At 46.6% G+C, this 22,705-nt stretch carries 19 protein-coding genes; 11 read left to right on the forward strand and 8 right to left on the reverse strand.

What is annotated here, in order from left to right; all coding sequences use genetic code 11:
* Nucleotides 1–2: 2 nt before the first annotated feature.
* From ACN0TF_RS10355 to argH, 3 genes are read left to right on the forward strand one after another with little or no spacing between them, the layout of a single operon-like run.
* Nucleotides 3–953, forward strand: a complete 951-nt coding sequence (locus ACN0TF_RS10355) for an ornithine carbamoyltransferase (protein WP_417441864.1) — start codon at nt 3–5, stop codon at nt 951–953.
* Nucleotides 950–2,161 carry an argininosuccinate synthase gene (locus ACN0TF_RS10360; RefSeq protein WP_417441865.1) on the forward strand — a complete coding sequence of 404 codons (1,212 nt, stop codon included), beginning with the start codon at nt 950–952 and terminating at the stop codon, nt 2,159–2,161. The genes ACN0TF_RS10355 and ACN0TF_RS10360 overlap by 4 nt, the downstream gene beginning before the upstream one ends.
* Before the next feature lie 3 nt (nt 2,162–2,164).
* Nucleotides 2,165–4,027 (forward strand): argininosuccinate lyase, encoded by a 1,863-nt coding sequence (argH, locus tag ACN0TF_RS10365; RefSeq protein ID WP_417441866.1) that lies wholly within the window; start codon nt 2,165–2,167, stop codon nt 4,025–4,027.
* On the opposite strand, the gene ACN0TF_RS10370 is transcribed toward argH, so the two are convergent.
* On the reverse strand, nt 4,011–4,862 hold the full coding sequence (locus ACN0TF_RS10370) for an MBL fold metallo-hydrolase (protein WP_011233873.1): 852 nt from the start codon (nt 4,860–4,862) through the stop codon (nt 4,011–4,013). The genes argH and ACN0TF_RS10370 overlap by 17 nt on opposite strands.
* Nucleotides 4,863–5,060: 198 nt before the next feature.
* Between ACN0TF_RS10370 and ACN0TF_RS10375 the strand changes: the two genes are divergently transcribed.
* Nucleotides 5,061–6,632: a hypothetical protein gene (locus tag ACN0TF_RS10375; protein ID WP_034818319.1), complete on the forward strand. Its 1,572-nt coding sequence runs from the start codon at nt 5,061–5,063 to the stop codon at nt 6,630–6,632.
* A gap of 73 nt (nt 6,633–6,705) precedes the next feature.
* Nucleotides 6,706–9,411 carry a TonB-dependent receptor domain-containing protein gene (locus tag ACN0TF_RS10380; protein WP_417441867.1) on the forward strand — a complete coding sequence of 902 codons (2,706 nt, stop codon included), beginning with the start codon at nt 6,706–6,708 and terminating at the stop codon, nt 9,409–9,411.
* Between the two features lie 195 nt (nt 9,412–9,606).
* Here ACN0TF_RS10380 and ACN0TF_RS10385 read toward each other — a convergent pair whose 3' ends face one another.
* Nucleotides 9,607–10,494 (reverse strand): mechanosensitive ion channel family protein, encoded by an 888-nt coding sequence (locus ACN0TF_RS10385; protein ID WP_114981944.1) that lies wholly within the window; start codon nt 10,492–10,494, stop codon nt 9,607–9,609.
* Between the two features lie 101 nt (nt 10,495–10,595).
* Between ACN0TF_RS10385 and ACN0TF_RS10390 the strand changes: the two genes are divergently transcribed.
* Nucleotides 10,596–12,188, forward strand: coding sequence for an ABC-F family ATPase (locus tag ACN0TF_RS10390; RefSeq protein WP_016341283.1), 1,593 nt, complete (start codon nt 10,596–10,598; stop codon nt 12,186–12,188).
* On the opposite strand, the gene ACN0TF_RS10395 is transcribed toward ACN0TF_RS10390, so the two are convergent.
* From ACN0TF_RS10395 to ACN0TF_RS10405, 3 genes are read right to left on the reverse strand one after another with little or no spacing between them, the layout of a single operon-like run.
* Nucleotides 12,185–12,850, reverse strand: a complete 666-nt coding sequence (locus ACN0TF_RS10395; protein ID WP_417441868.1) for a glutathione S-transferase family protein — start codon at nt 12,848–12,850, stop codon at nt 12,185–12,187. The two genes, ACN0TF_RS10390 and ACN0TF_RS10395, sit on opposite strands and share 4 nt — an antisense overlap.
* A 9-nt stretch (nt 12,851–12,859) precedes the next feature.
* Nucleotides 12,860–13,477, reverse strand: coding sequence for a glutathione S-transferase family protein (locus tag ACN0TF_RS10400; RefSeq protein ID WP_417441869.1), 618 nt, complete (start codon nt 13,475–13,477; stop codon nt 12,860–12,862).
* A 49-nt stretch (nt 13,478–13,526) separates the two neighbouring features.
* Nucleotides 13,527–14,177 (reverse strand): DUF1707 SHOCT-like domain-containing protein, encoded by a 651-nt coding sequence (locus ACN0TF_RS10405; protein ID WP_011233879.1) that lies wholly within the window; start codon nt 14,175–14,177, stop codon nt 13,527–13,529.
* 230 nt (nt 14,178–14,407) lie between these two features.
* Between ACN0TF_RS10405 and ACN0TF_RS10410 the strand changes: the two genes are divergently transcribed.
* Entirely contained in the window at nt 14,408–16,000 is a 1,593-nt protein-coding gene (locus ACN0TF_RS10410) for an amidohydrolase family protein (protein ID WP_417441870.1), read from the forward strand.
* A gap of 68 nt (nt 16,001–16,068) precedes the next feature.
* On the opposite strand, the gene ACN0TF_RS10415 is transcribed toward ACN0TF_RS10410, so the two are convergent.
* On the reverse strand, nt 16,069–17,064 hold the full coding sequence (locus ACN0TF_RS10415) for a YeiH family protein (protein WP_417441871.1): 996 nt from the start codon (nt 17,062–17,064) through the stop codon (nt 16,069–16,071).
* 97 nt (nt 17,065–17,161) lie between these two features.
* On the opposite strand from ACN0TF_RS10415, the gene ACN0TF_RS10420 reads away from it, so the two are divergent.
* The 4 genes from ACN0TF_RS10420 to ACN0TF_RS10435 all read left to right on the forward strand — a co-directional run bounded on the left by ACN0TF_RS10420 (nt 17,162) and on the right by ACN0TF_RS10435 (nt 20,529).
* A complete protein-coding gene (locus tag ACN0TF_RS10420) occupies nt 17,162–18,034 on the forward strand; it encodes a LysR family transcriptional regulator (RefSeq protein WP_417441872.1) in 873 nt (290 codons plus the stop codon).
* Nucleotides 18,035–18,255: 221 nt separating this feature from the next.
* The gene (locus ACN0TF_RS10425) at nt 18,256–18,660 is read left to right on the forward strand and encodes a GreA/GreB family elongation factor (protein ID WP_227016348.1); all 405 of its coding nucleotides are present in this window, start codon (nt 18,256–18,258) and stop codon (nt 18,658–18,660) included.
* 219 nt (nt 18,661–18,879) lie between these two features.
* Entirely contained in the window at nt 18,880–19,257 is a 378-nt protein-coding gene (locus ACN0TF_RS10430; RefSeq protein ID WP_417441873.1) for a GreA/GreB family elongation factor, read from the forward strand.
* Nucleotides 19,258–19,317: 60 nt separating this feature from the next.
* Nucleotides 19,318–20,529 (forward strand): M24 family metallopeptidase, encoded by a 1,212-nt coding sequence (locus ACN0TF_RS10435; RefSeq protein ID WP_417441874.1) that lies wholly within the window; start codon nt 19,318–19,320, stop codon nt 20,527–20,529.
* Nucleotides 20,530–20,628: 99 nt separating this feature from the next.
* Here ACN0TF_RS10435 and ACN0TF_RS10440 read toward each other — a convergent pair whose 3' ends face one another.
* Both ACN0TF_RS10440 and ACN0TF_RS10445 read right to left on the reverse strand, forming a co-directional pair.
* Nucleotides 20,629–22,311 (reverse strand): diguanylate cyclase, encoded by a 1,683-nt coding sequence (locus tag ACN0TF_RS10440; protein WP_417441875.1) that lies wholly within the window; start codon nt 22,309–22,311, stop codon nt 20,629–20,631.
* On the reverse strand, nt 22,298–22,690 hold the full coding sequence (locus ACN0TF_RS10445; protein ID WP_417441876.1) for a response regulator: 393 nt from the start codon (nt 22,688–22,690) through the stop codon (nt 22,298–22,300). Before ACN0TF_RS10445 ends, ACN0TF_RS10440 begins: the two co-directional genes overlap by 14 nt.
* Nucleotides 22,691–22,705 lie beyond the last annotated feature (15 nt).

Here is a 22,705-nt window from a genome sequence, read left to right on the forward strand (position 1 = left end):
GTATGATGAAACATTGTATATCCGGGCTGGAGTTAACTCCGGCTAACACATTGCAATTATTGGCTTTAGCGCAAGAGCAAAAAGCACACCCCGAAAAATACCGCCAGACTCTGGCAGGCCGTAGCGTTGTGACTCTGTTTGAAAAGCCGAGTCTGCGTACGCGTTTGTCTTTTGATATTGGCCTGCAAAAACTGGGCGGTCATGCGGTTTATTTGAATGAGCAAGGAAAGGGCATGGGCGTGCGTGAAAGCGTTGCTGATTATGCCCGCAATTTATCCTGCTGGGCCGATGCCATTGTTGCACGGGTTATGTCGCACCATACATTACAAGAACTGGCTCAGCACGCCTCAGTGCCGGTAGTTAACAGCTTGTGTGACCGGTTCCATCCCTGTCAGGCGTTGGCCGATTTTTTAACGCTGCAGGAGCACTACGGCAAGGTGAAAGGTCTGAAGCTGGTGTATCTGGGCGACGGTAATAATGTTTCGCATTCTTTGATGTTGACTGCGGCCGCACTGGGCACAGATTGCACCATTATTTGCCCCCGGGGATATGAACCTGATGCAGAACTTGTCAAAAAAGCGAAAAAACAAGCTGAAGAAAGTGGTGCTGACATTGTGGTTACCCACGATATTGCCGCTGTGGCAGGTGCTGATGCGCTCTATACCGACACCTGGGTGTCGATGGGCGATGATAAACCGCTGAGTGAAGTACGCGACACCTTCCAGCCCTACCAAATCAATTCGCAGCTGGTCGAGCACAGCGGTGCCACTTCGGTGTTGCACTGTCAGCCGGCGCATCGGGGCTACGAAATTACCTCCGATGTAATGGACGGCCCGCTGTCGCGCTGTTTTCAGCAGGCTGAGAACCGTCTGTATGCGCAAAATGCTTTATTAACTTTATTATTAAACCCCACGGCAGCCGTACTGCCAGAATCTATGGAGAAAGCCTCATGAGCAATGTAAAAAAAGTGGTATTGGCCTATTCTGGTGGCCTGGATACCTCGGCGATTGTGCCCTGGTTAAAAGAAAACTATGACTGTGAAGTGGTGGCCTTTGTGGCTGACGTTGGGCAGGGAGCAGAAGAGCTGGAAGGTGTGGAAGAAAAAGCCAAAGCCTCGGGGGCGTCTGAATGCCATGTGGTGGACTTAAAGGACGAATTCGTTAAAAACTATGTGTATCCGACATTGAAAACCGGGGCGATTTACGAAGGCACTTACTTGCTGGGCACCGCCATGGCGCGGCCGATAATTGCCAAAGCTCAGGTTGAAGTGGCGCGTAAAGTCGGTGCTGACGCACTGTCTCACGGTTGTACTGGTAAAGGTAACGATCAGGTGCGGTTTGAATCTTGCTATGCAGCCTTAGCACCTGACTTACAAGTGATTGCGCCCTGGCGGGAATGGGAGCTAAGCAGCCGCGAGTCGTTACTGGACTATTTGGCAGAGCGTAATATCCCGTGTTCAGCGTCAGCCACCAAAATTTACAGTCGCGACGCTAACGCCTGGCATATTTCGCACGAAGGTGGCGAACTTGAAGACCCCTGGTGCGAGCCAACCGAAAAGGTCTGGACTATGACAGTGTCGCCAGAGCAGGCACCGGACAAATCCGAGTACCTTTCTGTGACGGTGGAAAACGGTGAAATTGTGGCGGTGAATAACCAGGCGCTGTCGGCTTTTGAATGTCTGAGTGTTTTAAATGACGTTGCTGCTAAGCACGGTGTTGGCCGTGTGGATATTGTGGAGAACCGTCTGGTGGGAATGAAAAGCCGCGGTTGTTATGAAACGCCGGGCGGTACTGTAATGATGGCGGCGTTGCAGGCCATTGATGAACTGGTGCTGGACAAAGTCAGCCGTAGCTGGAAAACTCAGTTGAGCGAGCAGTTTGCACAATTATTATACGACGGGCGCTGGTTTACTCCTTTGCAACAATCGGTTATGGCTGCGGCGCAGTCGTTATGCGCAACAGCCAGTGGTGAGGTGGTTCTGAAGCTTTATAAAGGCTCGGTAACTGCAGTGCAGAAACGCTCGCCACACAGCTTGTACAGTGAAGATTTTGCCACTTTTGGTGCTGACGAAGTGTATAACCAGGCGCACGCCGAAGGCTTTATCCGGCTGTTCTCTCTTCCGAGCCGGATTGCGGCGCTACAAAAACAGCAAAAGGGATAGGTTATGGCGTTATGGGGCGGACGTTTTGCGGCAGGACCCGATGCCGCGTTTCAGCAGTTTAATGACTCGTTACCCTTTGACTATGTGCTGGCAGAGCAGGATATTACCGGCTCTAAAGCCTGGGCCAACGCCCTACAAAAGGTTGGGGTACTCAGCGCTGAAGAATGCGAACAGTTACAACAGGCTCTGGACGAACTGTTAGGTGAAGTGCGTTCTGATCCTGCGGCTGTTGCTGTCGGCGGTGATGAAGACATTCACTCGTTTGTTGAGGCGGCACTGATAGCCAAGGTCGGTGACTTAGCCAAAAAACTGCATACCGGGCGTAGTCGTAACGATCAGGTTGCTACCGACTTGCGGTTATGGTGTCGTCAGCAGTCAGAAGTTTTGCAGCAGGCGTTAAAGCAAACCCAGCAGGCGTTGTTGAAGCTGGCTGAGCGCGAGCAGGGTACGGTGATTCCCGGCTATACCCACTTGCAACGAGCGCAGCCGGTGTTGCTGGCACATTGGTGTTTAGCTTATGTAGAAATGCTGCAGCGCGACAGCGAGCGTTTAGAGGATGCGGTAACGCGCCTGAATAAAAGTCCGTTGGGTTGCGGGGCTTTGGCGGGAACGGCATATCCGGTGGATCGTGAAGCCATTGCCAGCGAACTGGGTTTTAGTCAGGCTACCCGTAACAGTTTAGATTCCGTTTCTGACCGTGATTTTGTGGTGGAACTTTTGAGCACGGCGTCGCTGTCGATGCTACATTTGTCGCGCTTAGCGGAAGATCTCATCTTTTATAATTCCGGCGAGGCGGGCTTTATTGAACTGGCAGACAATGTGACCTCGGGCTCTTCGTTGATGCCGCAGAAGAAAAACCCCGATGCGCTGGAACTGGTGCGCGGCAAGAGCGGCCGCGTGGTGGGCTCGTTGACTGGGTTGATGATGACCTTAAAGTCTCTGCCGCTGGCTTATAATAAAGACATGCAGGAAGACAAAGAAGGTTTATTTGACGCCTTTACCACCTGGCAGGCCTCGCTGGCTATGGTGACTTCCAGTCTGCAGGGGTTAACCGTGAACCATGACGTTTGCCGTAAGGCCGCACAGGGTGGTTATGCGAATGCTACCGAGCTTGCGGACTATCTGGTGTCCAAAGGCGTTCCTTTCCGTCAGGCACACCATAATGTGGGCGAGTTAGTGCAGCAGGCTATTCAGGCTCAAAAACCGCTGGAAGATATGCCGCTGGGGGCGTTTCAGGCGGTTGTTCCGGTTATTGAGCAGGATGTTTATGAGTGGCTGACGCTGGATGCCTTACTGGAAAAGCGCTGTGTACTGGGCGGTACCTCACCGCAGCGCGTAAACGAAGCATTAAAGAGCGCTCAACAGCAGCAGAAAATTCGCATTAGGGATGCTAACCTCGGTGACATTGGAGCAATTCTGGATTTAGTTCAGCACTGGGCCGGAGCAGGGGAAAACTTACCGCGGGCCAAGGACGACATCGTACATTCAATTAATGAGTTTGCGGTGACCGAAGTGGACGGCAAAGTGATGGGTTGTGCGTCGCTTTACATCTATACCACTGGCCTTGCTGAAATTCGCTCGCTGGGTGTTCATCCGCATACGGAAGTTCGCGGGCAGGGTCGCATGCTGGTGTCTTATTTATTGAAAAAGGCGCGGTTACTGCAATTGAACCGGGTCATTGTGCTGACCCGGGTACCGGACTTTTTTGAGCAGCAAGGTTTTAGTCATTGTTCTAAAGACAGCTTGCCGGAAAAAGTCATGAAGGACTGCGAATTATGCCCAAGGCTGGCCAACTGCGATGAGCTGGCCATGGACTTTCACCTTCAACCACCGGACGAACGGCTAATCTTTAGTACAGCGTTGTGATCCAGCGTTCTTCGTTAATAAAGGACCAGCTCCAGCCGTCCCATTTATCGCTAAGACCCTTGGTTTTTGCTTCATCAAGGGTCATTCCCTGTTGTTTCATGGTATCAACTTCGGCTTTGGTCTCTTTAAGCATGGTTAGAAAGCCTTGGTAATCTTGTTTGTTAGCTAACGGACCGTGGCCCGGAATGATCACCGTGTCGTCATTAATGCGATTTAATAATTCTTCAACGTTGGCAATGTAGCCGTCAACGTCACCACCGCTCTTCAGGTCAATAAAAGGGAAGCGTTCATTAAAAAATAAGTCACCGGGGTGCAGCACATTAGCGTCTTCAAACCATACTGCGCTGTCACCGTCGGTGTGGCCTGCAGGCAAATAAAACACACGAACGGTGTCATTGTTTAAGTGGAAGGTAAGGGTTGAATCAAAGGTAATGGCTGGAAGGCCGGCTGCGTTGAAATCGCTATCCTGACTCAAGCGTTCTCGCACATGGTCATGAGCATAAATAGTTGAGTTCTGATTATTGGCAAACCAACTATTAGAACCTACATGGTCGCCGTGGAAGTGAGTGTTCAGAATATAACGAACCTCTTCACCACTCAGCTCCTTAATTTTGGCGGCAATTTTTTCTGCTACCTGAGTGTATTGATCATCAACCAGGAATACGCCGTCATCGCCGGATGACATCAGCATGTTGCCGCCAGCTCCGGTCAGCATATAAATATTATCGGCGACTTCGTTGTGCTCGACGATAACCTCTTCGGATTGATAGGCCGCTGCTGGTAAAGCAAGTACAGACAGAGTCGTCAGTACACAACTGAGTAATAATTTACGCATGGGGTTTCCTTTTTGGTTTTTCATTATTGATATAGGTTACTTATTCAACAAGCGCAAAGATCAACAGCATGACCTCAAGTGACTTAAATGTGAATATATTGTTACATTCTTATGTTGTCACAATATTGTCATGCAAGCGTTTTACTCTTCACCCCGACTTAAATCATAACTGGATAAAATCCAAGTCGGGAGAACCCAATGAAATTTAATACCTTATTCAAAATCTCTGCAGTAACTACCGCTTTATTCTTAGCCGGCTGCGGCGGCGACATTAATGTTACACCAACGGTTAATAATGGCGGCGGCGCTGACGGTGGTAATGGTGGCGATGGCGGTACCAGCGTAGAGTGCGCTAGTTACGGCGATGTGGAAGGTACCTACGACGGTCAAGACTGTACCTATGATGAAAATTTCGCCAGTGCGACCATCGAAATTGATGAAGATATTACTTTTGAAGAGTTGCCTGACGGTGGTGTGCACGTATTTGAAGGCGCGCTGCAAGTTGGTGTCGATTGCGACACGACGACAAGCTGTGAAATTAACCAGAATGGCCCGGTTATGACCGTTGAACCAGGTGCTACACTGGCCTTTACTTCTGGTGAAGCCATTATTCAGATTGCTCGTGGCGCGCAGTTAAATGCTGTTGGTACTTTCGACAAGCCAATTACATTTACCTCAGCTAACGCATTTGACCGTCTGAATGTTTCTGGCGACGCGCCACGTTATGCAGACTGGGGCGGCATCATTATTAACGGTAACGGTATTACCAACCAGTGTACTGATGCACAGCGCGATGGCGGTACTTGTAACGTAGAGTCTGAAGGTATTGTGAGCTATTACGGTGGTAATGATAACACTGATAGCAGCGGCTCAATGAAATATGCAAAAATTTGGTACGCCGGTTCAGGCCCTCGCGATGGTGGTGATGGCGATGACCTTAACTCATTAACTTTAAACGCTGTTGGTTCTGGATCATCTTATGAATTTATCCATATTCATCAAGGCTATGATGACGGTATTGAGTTCTTCGGGGGGAAAGCGGATGTTAAAAACGTGGTTTTCACCGATACTCAGGATGACTCAATGGACATCGATGCTGGTTGGCAAGGCCGTGCACAGTTCCTGTTTATTAAACACGGTACAGTGACGGTAGATGGCAATACTAACTACATGGGTAACGGCGGATTTGAAGCCGACGGTGAGAAAAATAACGGTCCAGACTACAGCCAGGCACCAACGTCAGCACCGACCATTGCTAACGTAACTATTATCACCACTGATGGTAAATCTGTACGTGATAACGATCCATCTATTGCCACTAAGTTTGATGATAACTTCCAGGGTCAAATGTATAACGTCCTGAAAGTTAAAGAGAATGGTACTGCTGACGACGGTTGTATCTTCTTTACTTCAGACGGTGAAGCAGGCGTAGATAACGGCGAGCTGGACTTCTACAGCTCAGTTTTAGCCTGTACTAACAACTTCGTAAATACCGGTGATAACACCTTTGCAGATGGCGAAACTTACTCAGCCTGGTATCCGAACGGCGGCGTAAACGAAATTCTTGATGGCTCCGCTACTGTTCTGAATGACGACGGTATCTCTACAGATATGACTTCTTCTATCACTATCTCGGCGAATGACTTAACGTCACTAAACGATGACTTCTTTACTCCGGTTGATTTCATCGGCGCATTGTCTGACGACGATACAAGCTCTGAGTGGTACCAGTGGGTTGAAACTGCTGTAGCTGCTGCTGACGCAGACTAATTTGAGTTGGAATGCGAATGAATAGGCGCAACGGTGTTGCGCCTATTTTCCGATTTTATTGCAGGAGTTGGTTATGAAAAATCAATACAAACTCAAGCCTGTTGCTTTAGCGGTTGGATTAGGGTTGTTTGTCTCTGCGCCAGCAGCTTTGGCTCAGCAAGCCGATGAAGCAGACGTTGAACGCGAATCGACCATTGAAGAAGTGGTTACCACCGGCAGTCGTTTGCAGGGTAGTGCCGCGGCTGTTGTTCAGGAACGTAAAAATCAGGCTTTTGTGGCTGATATTCTGGGTGCCGAGCAGTTGTCCCGCTCTGGCGACAGTGATGCGGCCTCGGCTTTACGTCGGGTGACCGGTTTAACACTGGTTGACGGTAAATTTATTTATGTACGTGGCCTCGGTGAGCGTTATTCAAGTGCCCGTATTAATGGTGCCAGCATTCCCAGCCCGGATTTAACCCGTAACGTCATTCCTTTGGATATTATCCCATCAACTATTATTGAAAGCATGGCAGTGCAAAAGGTGTTTTCACCTTCTATGCCGGCGGCTTTTGGTGGCGGCAATATTGATATTCGTACGCGTTCTTTGCCCGACGACTTTGTCTTTAGTCTTGAAGCGGGTGTTGGCATGAATAGCAACGCAGACGAAGGTTATACCTATAACCGGGACGACAGCGGTATTCCGGCAGGCATAAAAGACGCAATTGGCCGCTACCAGGGTGACTTTAGTCTACGTAATATTGTTAATACCGACGGTCTGACCGGTTCTGGAAATAGTGCGGGTAATCAGGCTCGGGCAATAAATGCGTCGCTGGCTAAACAGTTACCACGAGACATGGTGCTGAAGAAAGAATCTTTAGACCCTAACATGGACTTTAAAGCCACCTTAGGTAATAGCTTTGACGAGTCATTTTTCGGTGGAACTATAGGCGTGTTAGCCGCGGCTTCCTACGATAATGACTGGGATGTTTCTGAACGCAAAAATGCGGTTATCAGTAACAACGCAACAGCTGATTGCTCAACTTCTCTGGCGACGGTCGAAGACATCTCTAAGTCTTGTTACAACACCTTTGAAGAAACCACAGTAACGACAGAAACTGAGCGTTTGAACGGCTTTTTCACTGCGGGTTATGAATTAGATACACACAGTGTCAGTTATACCAAAATTTATCTAGAAGACTCGGAAGATGAATCGGAGTTTGGTATCAAGCAAAGCCCGAACGGCAGTAACCTGAAAACTATAGTTGGAACCGGTATTGCTAACCGCGAGCACGAATTCAAATACGAAGAGCGTGTCTTAAACGTCGATCAGTTCCGCGGCCAACACACCTTTATGGATTACTGGGGCATTGGTTTCGACTGGCAGTATACGGAATCAAAAGCGGAAACGGATATCCCTACCGAAGTTTCGTATCGTTTTGACGATATTTATGACACCGAGGGTAACTTCTCTGAAACTCGCGTAACGGGCGATGACAACCGTGCTATTTTCCAGTTTGTTGATATGGAAGATAACGTTAAGTCTTACGGCGGTAACCTGTCATTACCACTTGCGTTTTCTGGAATAGAGCTTGAGCTAAAAGCAGGCTATGACTTTGTTGATAAAGCGCGTTATTACAGTACCAGTCGCTTTAGTCTGGACAATGCATCGGGTTCGCGTTTGTCAGTGCTGGACGACTTAGATGACGTGTTAGGTGTCACGGGTTATTTGACGGATGATGTTATTGATGACAACGATTTCCGTATTTCTTTCCGCGAACCCAGTGCGCCAAATGCGGATGACTATCTGGCAGCCCAGAAAATTGATGCCTATTACGGTGAATTCGACGCAATATTCGATAACACCTGGCGTGTAAGTGGTGGTGTTCGTTATGAAGACTTTAAACAGGTTTCTCTGGCAACATCGAGCTTAATTTTTAGTGAGCAGGATTTAAATAATTATTTCAATCCTGAGCGTGTGCTTGAAAGTACCATTGCTGAAGACGACCTCTACACGGCTTTATCGCTGACTTATATGGCCAGTGATAATTACCAGTTGCGTTTTGGTTACGGCGAAACCGTTGTGCGTCCGGATTTACGTGAAACAGTGCCGGTGGCTTACTACGATCCAATTACGGACATTCGTACGTTCGGAAGAGCTGGCTTAGAGAGCAGTGATTTACGTAACTACGATGCACGCTTTGAGTACTATGCCGATAATGGTGACAATTACACCATTGCGGCTTTCTATAAGGACATAGAGAACCCCATTGAGTCAGTGCTTCAGGTGGGCGATGAAGATTACACCTTAAGTTACGTTAATGGTGAATCAGCTGAAGTCTATGGTGTTGAGTTTGAGTGGCTGCACGATTTAGGTTACCTGGCGAACGGGTTCTTTACCTCTGGTAACTTAACCTTGAGTGACTCTGAAGCGTCGATTGATCCGGCATTGGCGGGTAACTTAACCAACCGGACTAAGCGTATGACGGGACACTCTGAGTACGTTGCCAACTTCCAGTTGAACTACGACTCAGCTAACGGTGAACATGCTACTTCACTGGTGTATAACGTGTTTGGTGAGCGTATCTTAGCGGCTGGTATCGGTGGACGTGAGGACGCTTACGAGCAACCCTTCCATTCACTGGATTTGGTTTATAACTATTATCCGAGCTTTAATTCTAAAATCGGCTTAAAAGTTAAGAACCTGCTGGGCGAAGATCAGGAAGTGACTCAGTCGGATATTCTGGTTCGTAGTAAAGAAGTTGGAACCGTCGTTAGCTTGAGTTACAGCTACGAGTTCTAAGTAGCCCGATGTTTACATCAGGTGAGGTGGATGTAGCGGGCGCTGAAGCAGCAGGAACTATTGAGGAGGACGCCCGTAAATACATCCATGTAGGGCTTGGGCAGCGCCATCCATGGCGCTGCACACCTCCTCAATAGTCCACTGCAACTGTCGGGCGCGCCCGCTATTACCATCCTTCCTGATGCAATAACGTCATCACGTCATTTTTATCTCTAACGGCTTCAGGGTATCCAAATGCACATCACGTTGAGGGAAGGCGATAACAATATCGTTCTCGGCGAAAAGCTTATCCAGCTTAAAGCGAATGTCTGACTGCACCCGGCGAATATCCATAGGGGCTTCTACTTCCGTCCAGAACAGCAAATTAAACGTCAGGCTGTTGTCACCAAAGTCATCGAAAAACACTTCAAAAGGTAAGCGCTGAACGATTTTCTCGTGTTGGCTGGCCGCTTCCATCATCAATTCGCGGACTCTGTCTATCGGCGAGCCATAAGCAACGCCCACGGTGACTGTGCTGCGTATTTCAGTGGATACCAGCGTCCAGTTCACTACGCGCTGTTCCAGAAAGTAGCTGTTAGGCACCAGCACATGCACGCCGTCAAAGCGTTTGATGCGAACGCAGCGGTTACCAATTTCTTCAATACGACCGCGTTCGTTCTCCAGCTCTACAATATCGCCAATGCGGATAGGGCGCTCGGCAATTAATATCATGCCGGAAATAAGGTTGTTTAGCAGGTTCTGGGCACCAAAACCGACACCAATAGCTAATGCGCCACCCAGGACCGCGAATATGGTTATAGGGATGCCAGCGACCGGTAGGGCAATGAGCACAATAAGTACATAAGCCAGAAAAGAGAATAACTTACGAAAAGCATAAATGGTGTTCTGCGAGGCGTGGCCGGATTTTAAGGCACGCTTAACCAGACTAGAGCCTATCCAGCGTATGACGATTACGCCAACAATAATCAGCGTAATAGCAATAATGACCTGGCTGAGGTATATTTGCGCGTCTCCGGTTTTCCATAACTCGACATTCCAGATTCTATTTAAACCCGAAGAGATGTCTGTCCAGGACATTTGCATAATCTATTTACCTATTATAATGAATCTTTCTTTGTAATTTACGCGAAAAACACGTACATTGCGCGCTCAATTTTTACCCTATGATCCTGGATGTTGACTACGTGATTTCTGCTGCAAATATCACCATGCAATTTGGTGCAAAGCCTCTTTTTGAAAATATTTCTGTTAAATTCGGCAATGGTAACCGTTATGGCCTGATAGGCGCTAATGGCTGCGGTAAGTCGACCTTTATGCGTATATTAAGTGGTGAGCAGGAGCCTTCGGCTGGCAATGTGTCGCTGGAACCTAATATTCGCATCGGTAAGTTGCGTCAGGATCAATTTGCTTACGAAGACTACAGTGTGGTTGATGCCGTTATTATGGGTCACGAAGAGCTGTGGGCGGTAAAAGAAGAACGGGACCGCATTTACAGCAGCGGCGAAATGAGCGAAGAAGACGGCATGCGTGTGGCTGACCTGGAGACCGAGTTTGCTGAAATGGATGGTTATACCGCCGAATCCCGCGCTGGTGAATTGCTGTTGGGTCTGGGTATACCGGTAGAGCAGCACTTTGGACTGATGTCGGCGCTGGCGCCGGGTGTAAAAATCCGAGTGTTACTGGCGCAGGTACTGTTTTCCGAGCCGGATATTATGTTGCTGGACGAGCCGACCAACAACCTCGATATTAACACCATTCGCTGGCTGGAAGGCGTGTTGGCCGAAAAGCAAAGCACCATGATTATTATTTCGCACGACCGTCACTTTCTGAACACGGTTTGTACGCATATGGCCGATATTGACTATGGTGAACTGCGTGTGTACCCGGGCAACTACGACGAATACATGTTTGCCGCCACTCAGGCGCGCGAGCAGTTGATGAGCGATAACGCCAAGAAAAAAGAGAAAATTGCCGAGCTGCAGAGCTTTGTCAGCCGCTTCTCAGCGAACGCGTCAAAAGCTAAACAGGCAACGTCGCGTCAGAAACAAATGGAGAAAATTCAGCTGGACGAGGTTAAAGCCTCCAGTCGTGTTAATCCGTACATTCGTTTTACTCAGGAAAAGAAACTCTACCGGTTAGCGCTTGAAACCGAGAACGTGCGTAAGAGCTTCGAAGACGAAGCGGTCTTAAAAGGCTTGAGTACCTCGATAGAAGTGGGTGAAAAAGTCGCCATTATTGGTGCCAACGGTATCGGTAAAACCACGTTGTTGAAATGCTTAATGGGTGAATACACGCCAGACTCAGGCAGCATTAAGTGGTCTGAAAATGCGGCGATAGGTTACTACGCGCAGGATCACGCCCACTGGTTTAAACAGGATATGACCGTTTACGAGTGGATGTATCAGTGGAAAAAACCGGGTGACGACGAGCAGGCTATTCGGGGTGTGTTGGGCCGTATGCTGTTCTCTTCTGATGACATTCAAAAGCCGGTATCGATTTTGTCTGGTGGTGAAAAAGGCCGGATGATTTTCGGTAAACTGATTTTGCAGCGCCCGAATATTCTGGTGATGGACGAACCGACTAACCATTTGGATATGGAATCGATAGAGTCGCTGAACCTGGCACTGGAGCAGTTTGAAGGCACTTTGTTGTTTGTCAGCCATGACCGCGAGTTCGTCTCGACTCTGGCTACTCGTATTATCGAAATTACCGACAAAGGCTTGCGTGACTTTGCCGGCAGTTACGATGAATATCTGGCGCAGTTGGCTGCGGCTTAACGCTGCACCATTTTCTGGGCGCTCTTGACTAGTTCGTCAGGGTCGCCCATGCGCTCCGGCTTTGTCACACCGCGTTGGCAGGCGGGGCGCTCGCTTATGGTGTTCATCCAGCGCTTTAAGTGTTCGAGGCCATCCAGGCCCACACCGGACCAGTCGTGGGTACGCACCCAACACCAGTTGGCAATGTCTGCTAACGAGAAATTATCGCCCGCTAAGTATTCAGACTCGCCCAAGCGCGTGTTCAGCACTTCAAACAGCCGACGGCTTTCATTCTGATAGCGCTCAATGGCTGAGGGCAGCTTCTCCGGGAAATACCGATAGAAGACATTAGCTTGTCCCATCATAGGACCAATGCCACCCATCTGAAACATCAGCCACTGGATCATACGTGAACGTTCTTTCGGGTCTTTAGGATTAAGCTTGTCGTAGGTTTCAGCCAGATACAGCATAATGGCACCGGACTCAAACACCGCGAAATCATCGTTATTTTTATCGACAATCACCGGAATACGGCCGTTAGGGTTCATTTTCAGAAACTCGGGGCGTTTTTGCTCATTTTCCTGCAACTGCACGTGGTGCAGTTTATAGTCCAGCCCCATTTCTTCTAGTGTGACCGTGGCTTTATAACCATTGGGGGTTGCTGATGTGTAGAGTTCAATCATGTTTATTCCTTAAACCTTTGATGAGTCGCGCTGTTTCATACGCTCGTACCAGGCTTTTAGATTAGGCCAGCGGTCATCGACACGCAGCTGAATCACCTTGGCAAAATCGACCGTACAGAAAGCATTAATATCGGCGGCCGTGAAACGTTCAAGTGCAACAAACTGGTGGTCGGCTAAGTGTTTTTCCAGAAAGTCGAAAAAGGTCAGGGTTGCTGCGTGATTCGCCTCACCCCACTCTTTAATCGGTGTCATCCGGTGTTTGAAGTAGTCGGTAGTGTGCTGAAAACACATACCAATTGGAGTAAATAAATAGAAGTCTATCCAGCGTGTCCATTGTTCGATAATGGCCTGCTCTTCAGCGGTAGTACCAAGCAACGTTTCAGAGTCCGGGTAGGCGGCTTCAAAGTATCGACAAATAGCCATGGTTTCGCCAATACAGGTACCGTTATCCAGTTCCAGCACCGGCACTTTCTTCATCGGGTTTTTGCGTTCAAATTCTGGTGTTAAGTTTTCACCTTTTGCCAGGTCAATTTCAATGCATTCGACCTTATTCAGTAATCCTTTTTCCGCAAGGAACATCCGCACCCGCCGAGGGTTGGGTGCTTTTGCCATTTCATAGAGCTTCATAAAGCTAACTCCCTGTTACATTAAGTGTTAGCTTCAATTTACTCTGACTTCACCGAGATTGAAAGGTGCCCTTTAAGCTATTAGCAAAGGCTACAAACTTCTCTTTTATGGTTCGTTTGACTTTCACTTCAACTGAGCCAAGCAACTGGAAGCCTTCAATTCGTATATGCGGAGCTTGTTTCAGGTTGCCCATTGAGGGCGCTTTATTTTCGGTGGAGCCAAGAACACTAAAGACGTTGGTGCTAATGGTAATTTCTTCAGGGACAAAAACTTCAAGACTTGAAAGCCCGCCAATAATTTTGATAGTGACGTCCGGGTGTTGAAAAACGGCATCGGTAAAGTCCAGTTCTACAGAGCCTAGCAGAGAGTAGATGGTGATTTCACGCGGCACTGTCCACACGCCACAGCGCTCATTAGAAGACAGTATGGATATCACCTTTTCGGTTGGTTGAATGCGTCCTTCGCCATAATGTGGTGAGAATTTCTGCTCTTTCATGCTGTCGTATGAGGTGTCGGGCTTCAGCTCCAGGTCTTCTACCAAATCGGAAAGCTGGCTATGTTCAGTTGCATCCATGGCTTGATCAAGCCGGCGTTCAAAAGCTTCTTCAGATAATTCACCGTGGCCGTAGTTCATTACCAACTGATCAATCGTCTCTTCGCGGACTTTTTCCAGTGGACGGTCTTCAAATTTTACACTCATGATGTTTCCTTGTTGTTCTTATCTTTTTATTATGGACAACAAAGCAATTCTTAGGCCAGAAATAAATCATTTTGAAATCAATGGCTTAATATTTTTGTTTTTATTTGGTTTTGTGTGTCTGACCAAAAATTAGGAAAAGTTACCAATTATCGGGAGTCCGGTTGATCTTCTACGAGTTATTAACTTAACTAAAACCTAGAAAAATCAGGTTACTTCAAACGGATACGGCCATGAGTAAACTACCTTTCGTTGTTGATGCCCATACCCACCTTTTTAACGCTCGTTATGTGCCTTTGCAGGGGATTCTCGAAAGTTGGGGAGTTTGGAAAATACCGGCAAAGCTGATTAGCAAACTGGCCTATTCCTTAACCGCCAGTTCCACACTAAAAGAGCGGCTAGAATCGTTTTCAGTGGTAACGAAAAAAGGTGCCACTGAAAAAATCTGCAACGAGTTTGCCCATCTGGTTTGTATTGAGATAGAGCACTACTTGGTAGAAGAGTTATTGGCAGACGGTGGTAGAAAGCCAGAGTTAGTCGAAGCCTATCAGGAGCAATTCATTAACAGCGAGCTGTACTCGGTTTTGAAGGAAATACACCAGTATTATGGTGACAGTGAATCGGCTCAGGAACTTGAGTTAGACTACATAAAAACAAAATGGACTTTCAAAGCAGAAGGTCACGCTCAAGATAAAATATCGGGCTGGTTCTCTGGCATTCACAAAATGATAGAGCGAATGCTACGTAAGTCACTGGAGTTTCTGGAAGATGCTGCGGACAAAATAGATTTTGTCTTGAATATGCTACGCAGTGAAGTAGGGATACTTAAGCGGTTAAAAGGCTATTACGACAACTTCTCAGAACGTTATGTGCTTTTTCATTACATGATGGATATGGCTTATCCGTTCGATGATAACCCCAAGTATGATTTTTATGATCAGCAGTTAGAACGCATGACAGCGTTGGAGAATTTTTCGGATGGAATAGTCCTTGGCTTCTCCGCTTTTGACCCTTTACGTTTTGTTTCTCAATCTTCCTCTGACCGCGTGCTTCGCGATGCTATAGAAAAATCACTAGAACATGGCAAGGCGGGATTCAAATTTTATCCTCCTATGGGTTACAAGCCCGCAGGCAACGAACCTAACGTGGAACGAGTTGTTGATTACTTTCTGGATTTTTGTGTGGAGTATTCAATTCCGGTTTTCACTCACTGCACCCCGGAAGGCTTTCAAGCTTATAAAGGCTCGGGCCTGAATTCAGATCCGGATTATTGGGAACAGGCGCTGACAAAGAGCGAGCAGAGGGAAACGATGAGATTATGCTTTGGCCATGCTGGTGGCGGAAAGCGGAAAATGAACGGACGCTGGGTTAAAGGGTGGCTGTCGGATACGGAAGATGAATGGAATGACCCGAATAACTACGCTCGTAAAGTTGTTGAGCTGTGTCGGCGCTACCAGCATGTCTATTGTGATTTGTCCTACCTGCACGAAATTGTCGGAAGCAAGAAAGCGCAGGCAAGCCTGGCTAAACGACTTGAGATAGAGCTAACGCGCGAAGCCACTACCGACAAACCTTTTAAACTTGCCGATAAAATGATGTACGGTAGCGACTGGCATATGGTGTCTATGGTTAATGATATTGAAAGGTACTTCGGGCAGATAAAGGCTATTTTTGAAACGGAAAAAATGCAGCCCTTTGCCGATAGATTCTATTTTAAAAATGCGCTGAAGTACGTTGACTTAGAGGCTTATATTGAACGTGCGGAGAATGTATTTAGTCAGGATTACATTGCACGACTGAAAGAAATCAGAACGTATTTGATGTAGCCTGACGCTAATGCGTCAGGTGAGATAGTTAATTAGCTATAGAAAGTCTATGAGAAATGGCGTGATTACTAGGCGAACTGAGCTAACAGGTAACCGGTAATGAACAGACTCAAAAAAAGCAGGGCGGCGAGTGCAAATGCTTTTGCGCCGCCTTGTTTGATGACGCTGATGTGTGTGAGCATGCCTAAAGCGGTCATTGCAATACACAGTAAATAAGTGGCAGCTGCCGTGAATGCTGTCGTCACGTCGTCTGGTATCCAGTTCAATGAGTTGATGATAATAGCGCCAATGAATAGAAAGGCAAACCAGGGAACGGAGACTTTATGATCACCACTTTCTTTGTCTGAACCTTTTGACTTTTGTCTCATCCATACCGCAAATGCTAATAACACAGGCACTAATAAAACCACTCTAAGCATTTTTTCTAATACCGCCATGTGTGCCGCGTTTGAGCTAACTGAGTCGCCCGCGACAACTACTTGTGCAACTTCATGGACGGAAACGCCCACCCATAAGCCATACTGGGCCTCGGTGATATCGAAAGATTGAAACACTAATGGCATAAGCAGCATAGAAAGCGTGCCAAATACAACTACGGTGCTGATAGCGGTTATTACTTTGTGAGGTTTGGCTTTAATGATTGGTTCCATCGCAGCAACGGCTGCTGCACCGCAAATAGCGCTGCCCACGGCAACTAAAATCGCTTGCTCTTTATCAAGCTTAAACAGCTTGGTTCCGGCCCAAATACCGACAAACAGAATAACTGATACCATGGTAACCGCGCTGAATAGACCGTAAATACCAACCTGAGATAAGGCTTGTAAAGTAATATTGAAACCGTATAAGACAATAGCAACTCGTAATATTGATCCTTTAGCGATATTTAATCCAGGAACGAGCGGTTCTTTGCAACGTACCGGTAATATATGACTGACCAGAATCCCAACGCCAATGCTGATTAATAGCGGAGAAACAGACTGAATAGCTGGAAGCCATAGATGGAGCTCCACAACACCTATTGCTAAGACAACCGCTGCAATGAGCCCTACGATAGGATGGTTCATGGTTATGCCTTGTATTGATTCTTGTATTTAGGCTGGAGTATAGTGTAATCAATATTAATTAAAATTTAATAAAACTTTATAAAGTTAAAATATATTTATGATTAATTTGCGCCAACTTCAAGTGTTTAAAACCATTGCGGAAACCAGCGGTTTCACTGCGGCCAGTGCGCAGCTCAATATGACCACATCTGCGGTATCTATTAACTTAAAGGATATTGAACAGCAGTTGGGCACTCGGTTGGTGATGCGGGGAAGAGGGCGAAAGCATCGTTCACACAAGGTTGAACTCACTGTTGCTGGTATGTGGCTGTACGAGCGAGCCCAAAAAATGCTATCGCTTAGTGACAGCACCGAACGATACTTTGAACAGTTACAAAGTAATCGACGGGAAACGTTAAACATAGGTGCCAGTCAGACTGTCGGTAATTATTGGCTGCCGGCTTATATCAATGTGCTAAAACAACAACGTTCCGCGCTCAAAATTAATGTTTATATTGGTAATACCGATGAAATACTCAGCCGAGTTGAGTCGTTTCAGGACGAGATAGGGCTGGTTGAAGGTCCAAGCTCACGCGGCGAATTACTCACTAAGCCGTTCAAGGAAGACAGCATGACGCTAGTTGCGCCGCCGGATGACAATGGCAAAGCGTTGGAAGTACAGCCTTGGCTTATTCGAGAAAAAGGCTCTGCCACACGCCGACTTACTGAAAAACTTTGGGCTAAGCTAGGCATTAAGCCAGCGAACGTTATTGAATTGAATACCAATGAAAGCATTATTCACTCGGTGGCATCAGGTATTGGAGTTGCCTACGTTCCTAGTATCACAACACCACTTATGTTGGAAGCTGGGTTAGTTAGAGCTTTGCCGACAGAAGGCACGCATCATCGCACCTTATATTATGTGACTCATCGAGACTTGTCCTTTTCAATGGCGTGGATAGAGCGGGTCATAGCTGAGAAAGCCTTATAAATCACTTATTCCTAGACGAATATTCCGGGAGCTTGCTTTAAATTTTTAACGGGCTATGATGGATTCAGTTGTTAAGAGGACATCATGTTTAAGTCTAACTATTCAATACAGAGCACCGCTCTCACCTTTCCAAATTAAGCCGGACGCGCCTTAAGCGTCCGGCAAGTCTGTCTGTTATTCCCTTTAAATAATTTATGTTCAGTTCGGTTGGAGATAAAGCCGTGCTTAAGCGTGCATTCAGGTTCTGTAAAACCTCGGTTTGTCCGTCAAACCCAATTTTTCAGGAAGCGGGGCAGCAAATGCTGATAGATCCCGTAGAGCTCAGTATTTTATTGAATAGACTTGAGTTCAGTGAGTCAAAAGAAGCCTTAATTGAAAAACGCATTCGAGTCGGAGCTTCAGTTGTCCTGCGTAATGTAAAAACAATGGAACAGGTAAGGGTTAGGTTGGTTCCGCCAGAGTTGGCGGATACTGATAACTACCTGGTGTCTTTTATTTCCCCCTTAGGCTCGACGTTGCTTGGTCTTCGCGTAGGCGATATAGCAACAGTTACTGTGAAAGGTATATCAATAAAATGGGAGGTTCTGACGGTAAATCAGAATCGACTCGCATCTGTTGATGCTTAGCCGGAATTCAAAGGAGGGTAGTGCCTTGGAGTAACTTAGTTGTGCAATGTGTCGATTAATTTAAACATTTGAACAGATAAGGTGAATCCAATGAGTAAAGAAAAACAAAAGAAAAAACCGCAGTTAACGTTGAAAGAAAAACGAAAAGAAAAGAAGAAAAAGAAACTTGAAGAGTAAACTTAAAGGGCTCTCCGGAGCCTTTTTTTATGAGAGAGAATTATGAATACTAGACCTAACATTGTTATTTCGTGTGTCGATATGGCCGTAATTGAACATCATTTAGATGAGACCAGTTTACCTCGAGAGTTTTTGGATGAGTTAGAGGTTGAGCTGGCCCGTGCTAAAATTGTTGAGCCAAATGTCATTCCAGCCGACGTAGCTTGTCTGAATCGGCAAGTGACCTTTAAGGTTTTAGAAACGGGGAAAGTGTTTACAAAAACCCTGACTGCGCCCGATCAGGTGGATAAATATGAAGACAGCTTATCGGTTTTTGCTCCTTTGGGGGCAGCGCTTATTGGTCTTTCCGTAGGGCAGTCTATTCAATGGAAAACCAACCGCGGTCTACAGTCAGTTGAGATTATTCATGTAGCCAAGTAGGCAATCGACGAATCGATACAGAGTTTGTCTTGGTGGCACAATTAATAAGAGGAGTGTTTTATGACCCATGGTGTGGGAATTGCGCGAGCTGAGGAAGCCCTCAGCGCGTTGGAAGATATGACCGAAGGTGTTCAACCTATTACACTGGAAGAGTACCAGCAGCGTGTGGCTAAGGCGCAGCAACTGATGCAGGAACAAGGCATCAGCGCTATGTATTTAAACGCAGGTACTAACCTGGAATATTTTACCGGCTTAAAGTGGTACCCCAGTGAGCGTTTGGTCGGGGCCGTTCTTCCGGTTGAAGGGGATGTCACCTTAATAGCGCCCGCGTTTGAAGTCGGTTCATTAACCCAGGCAATGGTACTGCCTATGGACACGCTTTTGTGGGACGAGCATGAATCACCTTATGAACGGTTGTTGGCTTTTCTAACCGAGCATTTTTCTGACGGCTATAAACTGGCGTTGGATGAGTCCACACCATACAGCGTTGTGGCAAAGCTGGAAGAGCGTAAACCAGCCGAAACAATGTGCGACGCAAAAGTCATTACCGCTGCCTGCCGTATGCATAAGTCGCCCGCAGAACTGGCGTTGATTCAGGCGGCAATGGATATGACCATGGCCGTGCACAGAGCCACCGGTGCCATGCTGCACGAGGGGGTAACGGCTTCTGAAGTCAGAGCGTTTATTAATGAAGCACACCGTAAGGTGGGAGCATCCGGGTCGTTTTTCTGTATTGTGTTATTTGGTAAGGGCACCAGTTATCCGCATGGCGTTAATTACGAGCAGCGCTTAGAAAAAGACGACTGGGTGCTTATTGATACCGGTTGCAAGCTGCATGGCTATCACTCCGATATTACCCGTACATACCCCTTTGGCAACGCGACTGAAGAGCAACAAGTGTTCTGGCAGTACGAACGTGATTTACAGCAGGCTGCTTTTGATGCAGCTCGTATCGGTAAAAGCTGCGAATCCGTTGATGACGCGGTTCGGGTTAAGTTGAACGAACTGGGTTTAAAGGCGGACTATCAATTACCCGGCGTACCGCACAGAACAGGCCATGGTATAGGTATGGACTTGCATGAATGGCCGTATTTAGTCGGTGGGGACAAGACCCCGCTGGCACCGGGAATGTGTTTCAGTAATGAACCTATGGTGATTAACCCGGAAAAATTCGGCGTGCGCCTGGAAGACCACTTTTATATGAGCGAAGAGGGGGCTTTTTGGTTTACCGAACCATCGCGCTCTGTGGATGACCCTTTTAACCTGTTGTAACTTAAGCGCGCGTAGCCTGGCGTTTCATGTCAGGTGAGATGCCTAAATATCTCACTTGATATAAACCTCAGGCTAAGAACTCCCCGCATTTGCAACGCTTTATTGCTTCCTGCTAACTCGATTTCGTCCACCATTTTTACTGATGTAAAGTGCCTTGTCTGCTTCTTCTATTAAATCTGAAGCGTCAGTGTTCTGCGCAAAATCATCCGAGCAAACACAGCCCGCAGAAAGAGTGCAGAAAAAAGTTTGATTGTTAGAAGTGAATTCCATTTTGCTGAAGGCTACTCGAATGCCTTCCATAATATCGAATGCTTGGCTCGCGCCGGTGTTTGGCAAAATAATCATAAACTCCTCGCCGCCATAGCGCCCAAGAATATCGGTTTTTCGGAACCTGTTGCGTAGCAGCGCCGCAAGTGATGCTATGACGTCGTCTCCTGTGGCATGGCCATGAGTATCATTTACACGTTTAAAATGATCAATATCTAGCATGATAATTGATACGGGACTTCCTTCTCGACGAGATCTTTCGAATTCTCGTGTGGCGTGTTCTTTGATAGTGGAGTGTTTTAGTAGTCCAGTTAAGCCATCTTTACTAATTAATTGCTCGAGAGTTCTTGCCCGTTGAACTCGAGAACGGATGGAGGAGACAAGTCGTTTATGCGATATAGGTTTGACTAAAAAATCATCGGCATCAAGTAATAAAGCTTCGGTCTGTTTATCGATATCTTGCTCTGCTGATAGGTAAACAATAGGAAGACTTTCAAACTGCGCGTGTTGTCGAACTAATAAGGCGATATCGATGCCTGAATAACTAGGCATTTCCATGTCAAGCATAAGAAGTTCAGGCTTAAATTCAACTAGCTCTGATAGAATACTTTTAATGTTATTCAGAATGTTGACTTGCATACCTTCAGACTCTAGCTCGACTTTTAACAATGCACAGAGCTCTTTATCATCATCGACCAACATAACACGAGGCGGAGAAACCCGTTCTTCGTTCAATATAGCTTCTAAATGACTAATTAACTCGGATAAGTCGACTGGCTTCTTAAGAAAGCTCGTTGCTCTCGCTTTAGCGGCTTTTATTCGTTGTTCAAAGCTGTCGTTTTCAGACAACATAATTAGGCCCTCTGTTGCCTCCTTTAAGTAGCTGAAAACGTTATTAGTACTGGGGGGGTCTTTAAAATCATCGCAATCGATATCAATAATTGTCGCGTTTGGCCATCCTAGTTTGCTAGCTAGGTCTAGAGCCTGCTTTAAGTTCATTGTATTAATTTTAAAATTAAAGTTTACAAGCTGTCGTGAGAATTGATCTGCTAGTTTTTCATTCTCTTCAATTAGCCATACTTCTCTTTCCCCCTCAGGCCTTGAGGTTATAATTCTTTGTGAGGTTTTTTCAGTGTTTTCTAATTGTTCAATTTTGAGCTCATCATCGCTATTTACTTTGTCTAATAAATGACAAAAATGGGTCAGCTCATCGTTAATAAAGTTAGTTAAGGAATTGCTATTTTGAGTATTTGGCTGATTAACCGATTGTTTTAATGATCTGTCAATTCGACGTGCCTCAGAACTTATTTGGCTAAAGCCAAAGGTACCAGCTGAGCCACTAATTGAATGCAGAATAAGATGTATTTCATGGGCAGCTTGATGTGCGCTGTTAACATTTAGTTCATCTAGAAACGATAGTAGTTTTGACTTATCGGCGGCTAAGCGTTCTTTATATTGATTACGGATAGCCTGAATTTCTGCCTGTATCTCCTGCGCGGTACTATGATTGCTCATTGGTGCGCCTCCAAATACTCTTCAGTTGATCTGGCAAAGTCATCGGGTCAAAGGGTTTCGCTATGACATCTGCTGCTCCCATTTTTTTTAATTCTTCAACTTCTGAATTTAGCACTTTTGCAGTGAAAAAGACCACTGGAACATTATTTATTAACTCTTTTTCTTGAAGTTTTTTTAATGTTTGAGGGCCATCCATAACGGGCATCATGACATCGAGTAAAATCAGATCAGGCTTAAAGCCATAAACTTGATCAATGGCTTCGTAGCCGGATGAACATATCATTGAAGTGAAGCCTCCGACTTTTTCGAGTGCTAATTTTGCGATGGCTCGAATATCTGGTTCATCATCGACCAATAAAATACGTTTCAAGTCAGACATCGGGACTCCTGTTTT

Source organism: Idiomarina sp., from assembly GCF_048265525.1.
Classification (GTDB): domain Bacteria; phylum Pseudomonadota; class Gammaproteobacteria; order Enterobacterales; family Alteromonadaceae; genus Idiomarina.